Below are 14,201 nucleotides of genomic sequence, written 5' to 3'. Positions count from 1 at the left end.
ATGAAACAGCTTTTCGAATTTTTCCCTATACTTTTATTTTTTATCGCGTTTAAACTTTACGATATTTATGTCGCTACCGCCGTTGTCATCGTGGCAACAATCATTCAGGTAGTCTACGCATGGTTTAAACACCGCAAGGTTGAAACCATGCAGTGGATTACCTTGGGCTTGATCCTGGTGATGGGCGGCGCAACCCTCTATTTGCAGGACGAGCAATTTATCAAATGGAAACTATCCATCATAGAATGGTTGTTTGGCGCAGCCTTTTTGGGTAGCCAATATGTTGGTAAAAAAACCTTCATTGAAAAAATGCTGTCCGGCAGCTTAACCCTGCCCACGTTGATCTGGAAACGATTAAACACCCTATGGGCCGGCTTTTTTATCAGCGTAGGCTTTATCAACCTTTATGTCATGTACAATTACGACACCGATGATTGGGTTACCTTTAAAACGTTCGGCGTACCGGCCTTAATGGTTGTTTTCATTTTGCTGCAAATGGTCTTTTTATATAAATACATACCCGATACAGAGGAATAAAACGTGTTATATGCCATTATCAGCGAAGACATAGCGGATAGCTTGGAAAAAAGACTATCCGTGCGTCCGGCGCATCTCAAGCGTCTGCAAGAGTTACAGGATGCCGGCAGGCTGATTTTAGCCGGCCCTCACCCATCAGTTGACAGTGACAACCCCGGAGCGGCCGGTTTTACCGGCAGTCTGGTGGTTGCCGAATTTGACAGCCTGACAGCGGCCCAACAGTGGGCGGATGTTGATCCCTATATCGACGCCGGGGTTTACGCCAAAGTTACCGTTAAACCATTTAAAAAGGTCTTGCCACAATGACATCCGAATTAATCAAACAGTTGCTGAATGAAGCCTTTAATCCGGGGCTTTTAGAAATCATTGATAACAGTTCGGCGCATGCCGGACATGCCGGCGCACGTAGCGGCGGAGGACACTATCATGTCACTATCGTCGCTGAAATTTTTGAGGGGCGATCTTTAGTTCAGCGGCACCAGCTTATATATAACGCGCTGGGCGACATGATGAAACAACAAATTCATGCCTTAGGCATTAATGCTCTCTCACCCTCTGAAGAAACCAAAGGAAAATTATAAATGAAAAAATTTATCCCTCTGCTTGTTGTCGGCACGGCATTGCTTGCCGGTTGTAACCAAGAAAAAGCCGCTGACAGCGCTTCTCCTGCTACGACTGCTGCCCCTGCTATTGATAAAGCTGATGCTGTTGCTGTCGTCAACGGTCAGTATATCGCCAAATCAACGCTTGAAACGTTGGAAAAAGAAATTGCCGAACGTAGCCACGGACAGACCTTCCCTAAAGAAAAACTGATTGAGGAACTCGTTCAGCGCGAATTGCTGGTTCAAGACGCCACACAAAAGCAACTGGACAAATCGCCTGAACTCATAGCACAGCTTGAAGCCGCGAAAAAAGCATTGTTAACTCAAGCCGACCTGCAAAACTTCCTCAAAGCCAACCCGGTAACCGATGCGGAAATCAAAGCCGAATACGACAGCAAAGTTGCCGCTGAAAAGGGTACTGAGTACAAGGCAAGCCATATCCTGGTTAAAACCGAAGCGGAAGCTAAAAAACTGATCGCTGAATTGGATAAAGGCGCAGATTTTGCGAAATTAGCCAACAAGAACTCATTGGATGCCAAAGAATCGCAAAATGGCGGCGACTTGGGCTGGTTTTCCGCCGCGCAAATGGTTGCTCCTTTCTCTGAAGCAGTGGCCGCACTGGAAAAAGGCAAATACACTAAAGAGCCCGTTAAGACTCAGTTTGGCTACCATGTGATTTTAAAAGAAGATTCGCGTGCATTAACGCCTCCTCCATTGGAAGCGGTTAAAGACCAACTGATGCCTTTCCTGCAACGCAAAAAAGTTCAAGAGATGATAGAAACATTGCGTAAACAGGCGAAAGTAGAAATTCTGGTGCCGTTGACCGACGAAAAACCCAAAACCGAAGCCGCCGCAGCTCCAGCAGAGCAACAACCTGCGGCTACCGAAGCAGCGCCTGCTGAAGCCGATAAAGCGGCGGCTCCCGCAGCAACGGAACCGGCTAAAGCGGAAGAACCCGCCAAACCGGCTGAAAAGGCAGCAGAACCCGCACCCTCAGCAGCGCCTGCTGAACCCCAAAAATAGTATTGCGTTATCTGCAAAAAAGGGCGGTTTATCCGCCCTTTTTTATGTGATTTTTTCCAGATACTGCACTATAAACTGCACGCTACGATTACCCCTGAACTCATTGATGTCCAGTTTGTAAGCCGCCTTGATATGCCGCAACCCCAACCAGTTCTCCGGCTTATCCACATAAAAAGCAATCGCATCGATCAACAAATTGCCGTGCGGTTTTCTCAGTACCAATTTAAGATGCCGTTCCTTGAGAATACGCGATTGAATCACATCGAAAACCCCGTCGAACACGGGCTCGGGGAATTCCTGCCCCCAAGTACCGGCATTTTGCAGCAAATCGGCAAATTCGATAGTCATTTCCTGTTCGGTCAACTCGCCGTCGGAATAGATTTTTTGCTCCAGATCGATAGTTGCCAGACGCTTTCTGACCATTTCATCAAAAGCCAGCGCAAAAGGCGGGTAGTCGTGCATTTTTAAACTCATACCTGCGGCCATCGCGTGTCCGCCGAATTTACTCAGCAATTTAGGATGTGCGGCGGCAATGTCACTCAACACATCTCGAATATGAACGCCGGGAATCGAGCGGGCCGAGCCTTTTATCTCGTCTTTTCCGGCAGGCGCAAAGGCGATAACGGGACGATGCAGTTGGTCTTTAATCCGCGACGCCAAAATACCGATAACACCTTGGTGCCAGTTTGCATCAAACAAACAGACCCCCGCCGGCAAATGGTGCTCATCCAGGCGTTTCATCTCACTTAACAAGGCCGTGGCCTCGTTTTTCATTTGCCCTTCGATTTCCCGCCGGTCATTGTTCAGCTCATCGAGTTGCAGCGCCATTGTTTTTGCCAGCGCCGGGTCATCGGTCAGCAAGCATTGAATGCCCAGCGACATATCGTCCATACGCCCTGCCGCATTAAGCCTAGGCCCCAGCGCAAAACCCAAATCGGAGGCAAAAATGGCTTCAGGTTTTCTGCCCGATACCTCGATCAGTGCATTGATCCCCGGATGCGCCCGCCCCGTGCGTATTCTTAACAAACCCTGATGCACCAGAACCCGGTTGATTTGATCCAGCGCCACCACGTCGGCGACCGTACCCAATGCGACATAATCAAGCAGTTGGGCAAGATTAGGCTCCTGAACCTGGTTAAGCTCGAACCAGTTCTGTTCCCTTAACCGGCTCCTTAAAGCCATCAACACATAGAACATAACGCCGACACCGGCAAGCGCGCCGCTGGGGAATTGATCGTCGGCCAGATTCGGATTGACGATGGCGTCCGCAACAGGCAACTCATGACCCGGCAAATGATGGTCGGTGATCAGGACTTTTATGCCCAACTCTTTAGCTACCCTAACCCCGTCTATGCTGGATATGCCGTTATCGACGGTAATAATCACATCAGGGTTTTGCAGCTGAACCAGATCGACGATTTCAGGCGTCAAGCCGTAACCGTATTCAAAGCGGTTGGGTACAACAAATAAAACTTCCCCAGCCCCCAGCAATTGCAAGCCCTTGATAGCCACCGCGCAACTGGTAGCGCCGTCGGCATCGAAGTCAGCCACGATGCAAATTTTTTGCCGCTCATTGATTGCCGTGATCAAATGCCCGACCAAAGCTTCCATGCCCGACAGCAGCCACGGCGACGGCAGTTTTGCCAGCGTCCTGTCCAGTTCCGCTTCCGAAGTTAAGCCCCTGGCTAAAAAGATGCGCTCCAATATGGGATGCATTTGGCCCAGGTTAGCGCGTTTTTTCGGGACAGGACGGGTAACTATGGTTTTTTTTACACCTTGATAATACATGGGGTTTCCAATAAAAAAGCCGACATTGGTCGGCTTTAAATTTTACAAAAATTCACCACGAAGACACGAAGAACACGAAGGTTTTATTGAAAACTTAGCGTAGGGCGTGCCGTGCGCGTGCCAAAAGATAGAAGGTTGGGCTTTAATTAAATCCCTAACTCTCAAAAAAGGTACGCACAGTGAACTTTGCTTAGCTATGTAAATAGCTTAACAAACCACGGCATAGCCTCAGCCGCAATAATAACGCCAAGCATCCATTTTACCAGCATCAACTCCCCTCCCATACGCGTATCGAGCTTGTCAATGCGTGACTCTAATCTTAATTCAGTATCTTTAAGATCGCGCTTGGTTGCTAAATCAGCTTCACCGGATGCATCACGGAAAGCTTCCGACATTGCTTTGGCTTGTTCTTCGGGTACACCCGCAGATTTTAGTTTTTCAACGAATTTAAGCGTATCAAATGTCACAGCCGTCATAACGCATCTCCTGAAAAATAACTATCTGTAAAGTGTAAGCTACCCATGTAATCCGAACAAGAGCGCATTCGCACACTATTGACGAACACCGTTTTCGTAAGTCGAATATGCCGACATCGCCATCGGCTTTACATTATTTGATCGTTCTCGGATGAGTTGCAGAAAAATGGATTAATTCACCATGAAGACACGAAGAACATGAAGTTTTTGCCTTATTTTTCTTCGTGAACTTCGTGTCTTCGTGGTGAAATTTGTCTTTATAAACAATCCAAAATAGCCCGCTTAACCGCATCCAGACTGGCTTCAATCGTCACCGGATGCGCTGCGGCGCATTGCGAGATAGCGGTATCGGGATCTTTCAAGCCGTTACCGGTCAAGGTGCAGACAATTTTGCTGCCTTCGGGGATTTTACCGGAACCGATGTCCTGCAAGGCTCCAGCTAAAGATGTCGCCGAAGCCGGCTCGCAAAAGATGCCCTCATACTGGGACAGCATTTTTTGCGCGGCTAAAATCTGTTCGTCGGTGAACTTGTCAAACCAGCCGCCGGATTCTTTTTGCGCGGCCCAGGCAAAATCCCAGGATTGCGGATGGCCGATGCGTATCGCCGTGGCAATGGTTTCCGGTTCGTCAATCATGTGACCGGCGACGAACGGCGCGGCCCCGGCTGCCTGATAACCGCACATGACCGGGCGAGTGCTGCACACACGACTGGCGGCATATTCGGTATAGCCTTTCCAGTATGCGCTTATGTTTCCGGCATTGCCGACCGGCAGGCAGTGATAGTCGGGCGCGAAACCGAGGTCATCGACGATTTCAAAGGCGGCGGTTTTTTGTCCGTCAAGCCTGAACGGGTTGATCGAGTTCACGATGGTGACCGGCGCATGGTCGGCGATTTCCTTAACCAGCGACATGCCTTTATCGAAGTTGCCGTTAATCTGGATAATCTCAGCGCCGTACATCAGCGTTTGCGCCAGCTTGCCCTGGGCAATCTTGCCTTCGGGTATCAACACGAAAGCTTTGATGCCGGCGCGCGCCGCGTAGGCTGCGGCAGCGGCGGAGGTATTGCCGGTTGAGGCGCAGATAATCGCCTGGCTGCCTTCTTCCACGGCTTTGGTAACCGCCATGGTCATGCCGCGATCCTTGAATGAACCGGTCGGATTCAAGCCTTCGAACTTGACGTAAATCTCAACATCCTTGCCGATCAAGCGGGGAATGTTTTGCAGTTGAATCATCGGCGTATTGCCTTCGTTCAAGCTGATGATGCGGGTGCTTGCGCTGACCGGCAAGCGGTCTCTGTAGCGTTCAATCAAGCCGGTGTAGTGTTTTTGCGTAGACATGTTTTATTTATCCCAAAGTTTCCAGGCGGATGCGGTTGACTTTACCGCTAACGGTTTTTAACGCTTCAATTTCAGCGATAGCCGCGTTCATTTCTTTTTCCAGCGTGATTTGCGTCAGTATGATAATCGGTACCGACGTTTCATTGTTCAGCGGTACTTTCTGGCTGATGGCTTCAATACTTATTTGATGCTCGGCCAGAATACGGGTCACTTCAGCCAAAACGCCCGGTTTATCTTCCGCATTAAGCCGCAAATAATAAGCGGTCCTGAACATGTCAGCAGGCAATACCGGAATGTCCACTAAGGCATTGGCCTGAAACGCCAGATGCGGCACGCGGTTTTCCGGGTCGCTGGTCAAGGCCCTGACCACATCGATCACATCGGCGACGACGGACGATGCGGTAGGTTCGGCTCCGGCTCCGGCTCCGTAATAAAGCGTAGGCCCGACCGCATCGCCTTTAACCAAAACGGCATTCATGACGCCGTTGACGTTGGCGATCAGACGACGTTCCGGGATCAGCGTCGGATGCACTCTTAATTCGATGCCTTCCGGCGTTTTGCGGGCGATACCCAAATGCTTGATGCGGTAACCCAGCTGTTCCGCATACTCGACATCGGTACGGGTGATTTTGGTAATGCCTTCGGTATAAACCTTGTCGAACTGCAACGGGATGCCGAAAGCGATCGATGCCAGGATGGTCAATTTATGACCGGCGTCTATGCCTTCCACATCAAAGGTAGGATCGGCTTCCGCGTAACCCAGGGCTTGGGCCTCGGCCAATACGTCGGCAAAATCACGGCCTTTGTCGCGCATTTCGGTCAGGATGAAATTACCCGTGCCGTTAATAATGCCCGCCAGCCATTCGATCTGGTTGCCGCTCAAGCCTTCGCGTATCGCTTTGATTATCGGAATGCCGCCGGCGACAGCGGCTTCGAACGCGACGATCACGCCTTTTTCGCCGGCTTTGGCGAAAATCTCGTTGCCGTGCAATGCAATCAGCGACTTGTTGGCGGTAACGACATGCTTGCCGTTTTCTATGGCTTTCAGCACCATGTCTTTGACCGGGCCGGCCCCGCCGATCAGCTCCAGAACGATTTCAATTTCGGGGTCATTAATAATTTCATAAGGATCGGTCGTTAAGGCGATGCCTTGCGTGTCGCAAATGCGCTGCTTGTTTAAATCCTTGGCCGAAGCGCGGGTGATAATAATTTCACGCCCTGCCCTGCGGGCGATTTCCGCCGCGTTCCGCTTCAACACATTGACGGTGCCGCCGCCGACAGTACCCAATCCTAATACACCTACTTTTACCGGTTTCAAATCAAACTCCAGTTAAAAAATTATTATATGACCTTGTCTTTCTTCATCATATTGCGTATGCCGCGAACCGCTTGGCGCGTCCGGTGTTCGTTCTCGATCAGGCCGAACCGGACATGATCGTCGCCATGCTGACCGAAACCGACGCCCGGCGAAACCGCCACTTTCGCTTCCGCCAGCAGTTTTTTTGAAAACTCGAGCGAACCCATGTGTTGATACGCTTCGGGGATACGCGCCCAAACGAACATCGTGGCTTTGGGTTTTTCAACCGGCCATCCTGCTGCGGTTAAACCGTCGCACAGCACATCGCGCCGTTTCCGGTACATCTCGGCAATCTCCGCCACGCATTCCTGCGGGCCTTCAAGGGCTGCAATCGCGGCAATTTGAATCGGCGTAAACGTGCCGTAGTCCAGGTAAGATTTAATCCGCGCCAATGCGCTTACCAGTTCTTTGTTGCCGCACATAAAGCCCACACGCCAGCCCGGCATGTTGTAGCTTTTCGACAGTGAGAAAAACTCGACCGCGATGTCTTTTGCGCCTTCGACCTGAAGAATCGACGGTGCTTTGTAGCCGTCGAAAACGATGTCCGCATAAGCAATATCCTGTACCACCCAGATGTTATGCTCTTTGGCGACAGCGATAATTTTCTCGAAAAAGTCCAGCTCCACGCACTGCGTGGTCGGATTGCCCGGAAAATTAAGGATCAGCATTTTCGGCTTGGGCCATGAATCGATGATGGCCTTATGCAGCTCATCGAAAAAATCGCCGCCCGGAACCATCGGCACATGCCTGAGATCGGCCCCGGCAATCACCACGCCGTAAGGATGGATCGGATAAGCGGGGTTCGGCACCAGCACGACATCCCCTGGCCCTAACGTTGCCAACGCCAAATGCGCCAAACCTTCTTTTGAACCTATCGTCACAATCGCCTCGGTATCCGGGTCCAAATCGACATCAAAGCGGTTTTTATACCAGGTGCAGATGGCTTTTCTTAACCGGGGGATGCCTTTGGAAACCGAATACCGATGGGTATCGGGGCGTTGGGCGGACTCAATCAATTTATTGACGATATGGTCAGGCGTGGCCTGATCGGGATTGCCCATGCCGAAATCGATAATATCTTCCCCGGCCGCTCGTGCTTTGGCTTTCAGATCAGTAACAATATTAAAAACGTAGGGAGGTAATCGACTTATTCTTTGAAATTGTTCCATTGACTGCTCTTGAAAAACCGGTGTTTAAGTTAAAGTTAAAAAATGTTGCCCAAAGTACTGTTATTAATAAGCTATGTCAAACCGAAACAGCCCTGTAGGCCGGAATACGCTATACGGCGAGTAAGGCTTGCTCCACGCGCAGCAAATCTTCTTGCGTATCGACGCCGGCGGCCGGTGTTTTATCTACGATTTTTACCCGGATAGCTTCGCCGTGCCACAGTATTCTCAGCTGCTCCAGCGATTCGACCGACTCCAGCTTTGACGCATCCCACAGGCAGTAGTGGTTTAAAAAATCAACCGTATAAGCGTACATGCCGATATGCCGAAGGTACGGCAGTTTCCCGGAAGGCGTGCCGCCTGAGCGGCTGAACGCATCCCTTTCCCAAGGAATGGGCGCTCGGCTGAAATAAAGCGCATAACCGGCTTTGTTCAAAACCATCTTGACCGCATTGGGATTGAAAATTTCTTCGGGATCGTTGATTTCAGCGGCCAGCGTCGCTATGCCTGCGAGCTCTTGATCTGCCAATGCTTCAGCGGCATCACGGATATAAGCCGGCGGAATCAGCGGTTCGTCGCCTTGCAGGTTAACGATGATTTCATCGCCGGCCCAGTCGCAAAGCCGCGCGACTTCTGCAATTCTTTCGGTGCCGCTTTGATGGTCGGCACGAGTCATGACCGCTTTAATGCCCAAATCAGTGACGGCCTGCAAAATCCGCTGATCGTCGGTAGCGACAACAATTTCGTCGGCATCGGCTTCCTGCGCGCGCTCGCAGACATGCGCAATCATCGGTTTGCCGGCAATGTTCAGCAACGGCTTGCCCGGCAATCGTGTCGACCCGTATCGTGCCGGGATCACGACTTTAAAACGCACACTCATTTGGAGTATGCGTCGATTTCGTCACTGCTTAATTCGCGGGCTTCATCTTCAAGCATGACCGGAATGTCGTCACGAATAGGGAAAGCAAGGCGGTCGGCTTTGCAGATAAGCTCCTGCTTGGACTTGTCATAAATCAACGGACTCTTGCATAAAGGACAGGCCAGAATATCAAGCAGTTTTTTATCTATCATGGTTTTCTCGTAATTGAAGTTAAGTGGCATAACTCGCCTTTTGGGCATTTTACAGCATTTTACAGCATTTTTAAGCAGCCTGTTTTATACGCGTATCGGTCGGTCATAAGTCTGAATCGACATGGATTGCCGACTATGGTCAAATAAGATGCAACTGCCTGAATACGAGGTTTTCAGCATGACCGAACTATCGTTGTGTTTCTATTGCATCATCCAGGCTATCGTGTTGCTTGTTGCCGCGAACGGCGCGCCGGTGCTGGCTGCTAAAGCATTAGGCAGACGCTGGGCCTGGCCGGTGGATTATGGATTAACATTGCCTGACGGACAGCGCTTGTTCGGCCGCGCCAAAACCTGGCGCGGCGTATGCTCGGCTGTTTTATTGACAACCCTTGCAGCAATTCCAATCGGAATAGCGCCCTTAACAGGGGCATTATTCGGCGCTCTGGCAATGGCCGGAGATTTGCTGGCAAGCTTTACCAAGCGCCGGATAGGCTGTACTGACAGCGGCCGGGCGCGAGGCCTGGACACGGTACCCGAATCGCTGCTGCCGATATGGCTGTTAAAAGAACCGCTGGCGCTGGGTTTGATCGACATCATCCTGATAGTGGCGCTGTTTTTCCTGATGGAGGAATGGATCTCGCCGGTGCTTTACCGGTTGCATATCCGCAAGCGGCCTTATTAGACTGACTTCACTCACTAAAGTACCTATGAATAAACAAGGATTACGGGTATTAACCTACAACATCCATAAAGGCTTTAATGTCGGCAACCGGCGCTTCGTACTGCACCAGATACGGGATGCATTGATAGCCGCCGACGCCGATTTGATGTTCTTGCAGGAAATGCAGGGCGAGCACCAGCGCCACGAGAAAAAAATCCCGGATTGGCCGGTTTTGTCCCAGCTTGATTTTCTCGCCGAAAACACCTGGCCTTTCCACGCCTACGGCAAGAATGCGGTATACAATGCCGGTCATCACGGCAACGCCATCCTGAGCAAACACCCGTTCGTGCGCTGGGAAAACATCAATGTCTCGCCCTTCCCCTGGGCCAGCCGCAGCTTGCTGCATGGCGTTATAAGATTGCCGAAGAGCAATCAGGATCTGCATATTGTGTGCATACATTTCGGCTTGATCGGCAAAGAGCGCCGCCTGCAGATAGGCAAGTTATGTGCGCGTCTCGACAGCCATGTGCCACATGACGCGCCGCTGATCATAGCCGGTGATTTTAACGACTGGCTGGGACAAGCTGACCGGCAGCTGCACGATCATTTGGGTTTGCAGGAAATTTTCCGCAAGACTCACGGCCGCTACGCGCGAAGCTTTCCGTCCTGGATGCCTTTTTTACCGATGGACCGCATTTATTACCGCGGCTTGACTCCGGTATCGTGCGAACGGCTGGGCCACGCACCGTGGCATACGCTTTCAGACCATGCACCATTGACCGCCACGTTTACCTTATGAACAGTACGCAATCAAAACTGACCTTGCCCAACCTGTTGACCGGATTTCGCTTTGTGGCGGCGCCGGTGTTACTGTGGTTGGCATGGCATGGACACGGCATCGCCTTTATGGCGTTGCTGGCGGTTGCTTTTCTTACCGATTTGCTGGACGGCATGGCCGCCCGCTTGACCGGACAGGTTACCGAGTTCGGCGCAACCCTGGACAGCTGGGCGGACGTCGTCAATTATCTGACCATAGCCTTGTGTTGTTGGTGGTTGTGGCCGGATATGGTGGGCCGTGAACTGCTTTACGTCAGCCTGATTGTCGCCAGCTGTCTGTTACCGGCGCTGGCGGGTTTTTTCAAGTTCGGGCGTTTTACCAGCTACCATACCTGGGCGGTCAAAATCGCCGCCGGCGCTATGGGCCTGACCTTGTACGTGCTGTTCCTGGGCGGCCCGGCATGGCCGTTCCGCGTGGCCGCCGTGATCTGCATCGTTGCGGCCGTTGAAGAGATAGCAATTACCCTGATTTTACCTGAACCTGAATCCAACCTGCGTTCGGTCTGGGATGTATTGAAGCGTTCCGTGCGGAATAATCGCCGGTCATAGCCTCCTCAAATACCGATACCGACAAAATACAACATATATTCCATGCATCATTCATTAATTGACGACAATGGGCGGCAAGAGGCCAAATTAACCCTTAGCCAGGTTTTACATTGGTTGCAGGAAGACGGGATGATTTCCGACTCTGACTTTAAAAAGTGCCAAATATATGGAAAATCGCCCAGCCAACAAACCAAACACCCGCTCAAGATCCTTGTCGAATGCGGCGTAACCGACCAAAGCCAACTGGCAAAACCCTTAACGCTTGAAAACCTAACCCAATGGCTGGCCAAAAAAGTTAACCTGCCCTATTACTACATCGACCCGTTAAAAATCGACATTCCATCCGTGACCTTAATTTACAGTCACGCTTATGCGGCAAATTACAACATTCTACCGATCAAAGTGAGCAAAGACGAAGCCGTCATTGCGACCGCGGAACCCTATATCCGCGCTTGGGAGGCTGACCTTAAAAAAATCCAACCGGGCCGGATAACCCGGGTAATAGCCAATCCCGATGAAATCAGGCGGTATTTGGGCGAATTTTACGCGTTTGCAAAATCCTTAAAAGGAGCAACCGATAACTCCGCCGGTCAAACAGCCAACACCCTGTACAATTTCGAGCAATTGGTGGAACTGGGCCAGATCAGCAATCTGGATGCGGAAAACCAGCATATCGTCAATCTGGTCAACTGGCTGCTGCAATATGCGTTCGACCAGCGCGCCAGCGATATTCATATCGAACCACGCCGCAGCCAGGGCAACGTGCGCTTTAGAATCGACGGCATTTTACATGATGTTTATCAACTGCCCGCGGCCATTATGAATCCGGTCATGAGCCGGTTAAAGATTCTCGGCAGGATGAACATTGCCGAAAAAAGACTGCCGCAAGACGGCCGCATTAAAACCCATATCGCAGGGGCAAAAGAAATAGAGTTGCGGCTTTCCACGATGCCCAGCGCTTTTGGCGAAAAAATGGTCATGCGCGTGTTCGACCCCGAAGTATTGACCCGCGATTATAAACAGCTGGGATTCAACAACTATGAAAAGACAATCTGGAACCGATTGATTCAACACTCGCACGGCATCATCCTGGTCACCGGCCCTACAGGCTCAGGAAAAACCACCACGCTGTACTCAACCCTGAAACATCTGGCTACACCCGAAGTCAACCTGTGCACTGTAGAAGATCCGATTGAGCAGATAGAACCCAGCTTTAACCAGTTACAGGTTAAAGCCAATATAGGCCTGACCTTCGCCAGCGGCATACGCACCTTAATGCGGCAGGATCCCGACATTATTATGGTCGGCGAAATCCGCGACCTGGAGACGGCGGAAATGGCGATTCAGGCGTCGCTTACCGGGCATCTGGTGTTTTCGACCTTGCATACCAATAATGCGCCCTCGGCGGTGGTTCGTTTGCTGGACATTGGCGTGCCTGCTTATTTGATTCAACTGACTTTGTTGGGCGTAATGGCGCAGCGCTTGGTGCGGGTTTTATGCCGGGAATGCAAAAAACGGGTCGGCATAAACGATGAACAGTGGTCGCAATTAATCACCCCTTACACAGCCCCGACTCCCGCCCATATCTACGAAGCGGTCGGTTGTAAAGAATGTAGGCATACCGGCTATTCGGGCCGCATCGGTATTTATGAAATATTCAGCAACTCACCGGCGTTAAAAAAACTCATGGTCAGCGGCTGCGACAGCAACGTACTGCGAAAACAGGCCATGCTTGAAGGCATGCGACCATTGCGCCTCAGTGCGGCGGAAAAGGTAGCGACCGGGATAACCAGTGTTGATGAAATGTTGAGAGTCACGCCGGAAAATATCGAGGATTAATGCAACCGTAAAAACCAAATTGCGAATGGAGATCAACCGGATAATCTTCTTATTCTGGGGCCAGACGGAAGCCAATCGAGTAATAACCCAGCTCCGGGGTTGGATTTCCTCCTTTAAATATGATAAAAATGGAACTAAAGCAAATAAATAAGGAGATGAACAGTGGATTTATCTGATTGTCGGCGCAATTCGCGGCGCACATCAAAGAGTCGACGCACGGCTGACAGGCGCATAGCCCCCTATCCGTTCGGCTCCCCGGAGTGGGTGGAACATGTAAAAAAGAATTATGTGGCCTGGCCGAAATCGGATCGCCGCGACCAAAACAGACGCTGCAATGAGCGCCGGGCGCCTGACCGAAGGCACCAGCAGCTTTCCGAGCAAGGCCGTTCCGAACTGAAATTTTCCAATATTTTGCTCACACAAGAAGAACGGCAATTAATCGAAAACTTGTATCTGAGCGATTTCGAATAACTGCTTTTAGCGCCGCGCCCAGGAATCATGCGCCGGAGCACCGTCAATACCAAGTCTTCTCTAACTCTTCTGTTCTTCATTCAATATTAGCGTAAGCCGGAAACGCCTCTCGCTGCCGCTGAATTCGGCTTATTTCCGCCTACTAAACTAATTGCTCAAAACTCACATCCGGCAAATTTGCTTTATCCCCCCTACCCCTTATAATCATTCCTGCTTTCAGGTTCCAGAGGGTTTTTCAGGCCCAATGGTTAAACGGGAAGTCGGTAAGGTTTACGCCAAATCCGACGCTGCCCCCGCAACGGTATGTAAGTAAAAGTTTCATCGAGACGCCACTGTGCTCATGCATGGGAAGGTGATGATTCAGGCTGACGCCCCTTATAAGCCCGGAGACCGGCCCGAGAGTTTAATTCGGTACAGCGGAGGGCTGTCAGCGAAAATGACCGTACAGCTCCGCGTCATCTCTCGCTTTCTTTGTCCTCTGTTGTGT

The 14,201-nt window shown here is 50.9% G+C and carries 16 protein-coding genes and 1 riboswitch; of the genes, 9 read left to right on the top strand and 7 right to left on the bottom strand.

All coding sequences use genetic code 11. The features are described 5' to 3' along the window. The 4 genes from V3O24_RS13980 to V3O24_RS13965 are packed head-to-tail and all read left to right on the top strand — an operon-like array spanning position 1 to position 2,162. Positions 1 to 537 (top strand): septation protein A, encoded by a 537-nt coding sequence (locus tag V3O24_RS13980; protein WP_331307687.1) that lies wholly within the window; start codon positions 1 to 3, stop codon positions 535 to 537. A 3-nt stretch (positions 538 to 540) separates the two neighbouring features. Then, positions 541 to 843 (top strand): YciI family protein, encoded by a 303-nt coding sequence (locus V3O24_RS13975; protein ID WP_331307686.1) that lies wholly within the window; start codon positions 541 to 543, stop codon positions 841 to 843. Next, on the top strand, positions 840 to 1,118 hold the full coding sequence (locus V3O24_RS13970; protein WP_104425000.1) for a BolA family protein: 279 nt from the start codon (positions 840 to 842) through the stop codon (positions 1,116 to 1,118). The genes V3O24_RS13975 and V3O24_RS13970 overlap by 4 nt, the downstream gene beginning before the upstream one ends. Beyond that, complete coding sequence (locus V3O24_RS13965; protein WP_331307685.1) at positions 1,119 to 2,162, top strand: peptidylprolyl isomerase; 1,044 nt, start codon at positions 1,119 to 1,121, stop codon at positions 2,160 to 2,162. A gap of 42 nt (positions 2,163 to 2,204) precedes the next feature. On the opposite strand, the gene recJ is transcribed toward V3O24_RS13965, so the two are convergent. The 7 genes from recJ to V3O24_RS13930 form a co-directional block, all read right to left on the bottom strand. Further along, on the bottom strand, positions 2,205 to 3,950 hold the full coding sequence (recJ, locus tag V3O24_RS13960) for a single-stranded-DNA-specific exonuclease RecJ (RefSeq protein ID WP_104424998.1): 1,746 nt from the start codon (positions 3,948 to 3,950) through the stop codon (positions 2,205 to 2,207). Between the two features lie 194 nt (positions 3,951 to 4,144). Then, positions 4,145 to 4,426, bottom strand: coding sequence for a DUF1640 domain-containing protein (locus V3O24_RS13955; protein WP_104424997.1), 282 nt, complete (start codon positions 4,424 to 4,426; stop codon positions 4,145 to 4,147). 257 nt (positions 4,427 to 4,683) lie between these two features. After that, positions 4,684 to 5,763 (bottom strand): threonine synthase, encoded by a 1,080-nt coding sequence (gene thrC / locus V3O24_RS13950; RefSeq protein ID WP_331307684.1) that lies wholly within the window; start codon positions 5,761 to 5,763, stop codon positions 4,684 to 4,686. A 7-nt stretch (positions 5,764 to 5,770) separates the two neighbouring features. Further along, positions 5,771 to 7,081, bottom strand: coding sequence for a homoserine dehydrogenase (locus V3O24_RS13945; protein ID WP_104424995.1), 1,311 nt, complete (start codon positions 7,079 to 7,081; stop codon positions 5,771 to 5,773). 23 nt (positions 7,082 to 7,104) lie between these two features. After that, positions 7,105 to 8,289, bottom strand: a complete 1,185-nt coding sequence (alaC, locus tag V3O24_RS13940; protein WP_331307682.1) for an alanine transaminase — start codon at positions 8,287 to 8,289, stop codon at positions 7,105 to 7,107. Positions 8,290 to 8,398: 109 nt separating this feature from the next. Continuing rightward, positions 8,399 to 9,166, bottom strand: a complete 768-nt coding sequence (gene kdsB, locus V3O24_RS13935) for a 3-deoxy-manno-octulosonate cytidylyltransferase (protein ID WP_331307681.1) — start codon at positions 9,164 to 9,166, stop codon at positions 8,399 to 8,401. Then, positions 9,163 to 9,354 carry a Trm112 family protein gene (locus V3O24_RS13930; RefSeq protein WP_104425042.1) on the bottom strand — a complete coding sequence of 64 codons (192 nt, stop codon included), beginning with the start codon at positions 9,352 to 9,354 and terminating at the stop codon, positions 9,163 to 9,165. Before V3O24_RS13930 ends, kdsB begins: the two co-directional genes overlap by 4 nt. Before the next feature lie 181 nt (positions 9,355 to 9,535). Here V3O24_RS13930 and V3O24_RS13925 point away from each other — a divergent pair, with 181 nt between their 5' ends. From V3O24_RS13925 to V3O24_RS13905, 5 genes are all read left to right on the top strand, one after another. Next, a complete protein-coding gene (locus V3O24_RS13925) occupies positions 9,536 to 10,039 on the top strand; it encodes a CDP-archaeol synthase (RefSeq protein ID WP_331307680.1) in 504 nt (167 codons plus the stop codon). 25 nt (positions 10,040 to 10,064) lie between these two features. Then, the gene (locus tag V3O24_RS13920) at positions 10,065 to 10,817 is read left to right on the top strand and encodes an endonuclease/exonuclease/phosphatase family protein (protein ID WP_331307679.1); all 753 of its coding nucleotides are present in this window, start codon (positions 10,065 to 10,067) and stop codon (positions 10,815 to 10,817) included. Next, on the top strand, positions 10,814 to 11,404 hold the full coding sequence (locus tag V3O24_RS13915; protein WP_331307678.1) for a CDP-alcohol phosphatidyltransferase family protein: 591 nt from the start codon (positions 10,814 to 10,816) through the stop codon (positions 11,402 to 11,404). Before V3O24_RS13920 ends, V3O24_RS13915 begins: the two co-directional genes overlap by 4 nt. A gap of 42 nt (positions 11,405 to 11,446) precedes the next feature. Next, entirely contained in the window at positions 11,447 to 13,243 is a 1,797-nt protein-coding gene (locus V3O24_RS13910) for a GspE/PulE family protein (protein ID WP_331307677.1), read from the top strand. 162 nt (positions 13,244 to 13,405) lie between these two features. Beyond that, positions 13,406 to 13,714: a hypothetical protein gene (locus tag V3O24_RS13905; protein WP_331307676.1), complete on the top strand. Its 309-nt coding sequence runs from the start codon at positions 13,406 to 13,408 to the stop codon at positions 13,712 to 13,714. Positions 13,715 to 13,915: 201 nt separating this feature from the next. After that, positions 13,916 to 14,128, top strand: a riboswitch (cobalamin riboswitch). Positions 14,129 to 14,201 lie beyond the last annotated feature (73 nt).

This window comes from Methylobacter sp. Wu8 (assembly GCF_036440755.1).
GTDB classification, from domain to species: domain Bacteria; phylum Pseudomonadota; class Gammaproteobacteria; order Methylococcales; family Methylomonadaceae; genus Methylobacter_A; species Methylobacter_A tundripaludum_A.
This window is presented reverse-complemented; position numbering and strand designations above follow the sequence as displayed.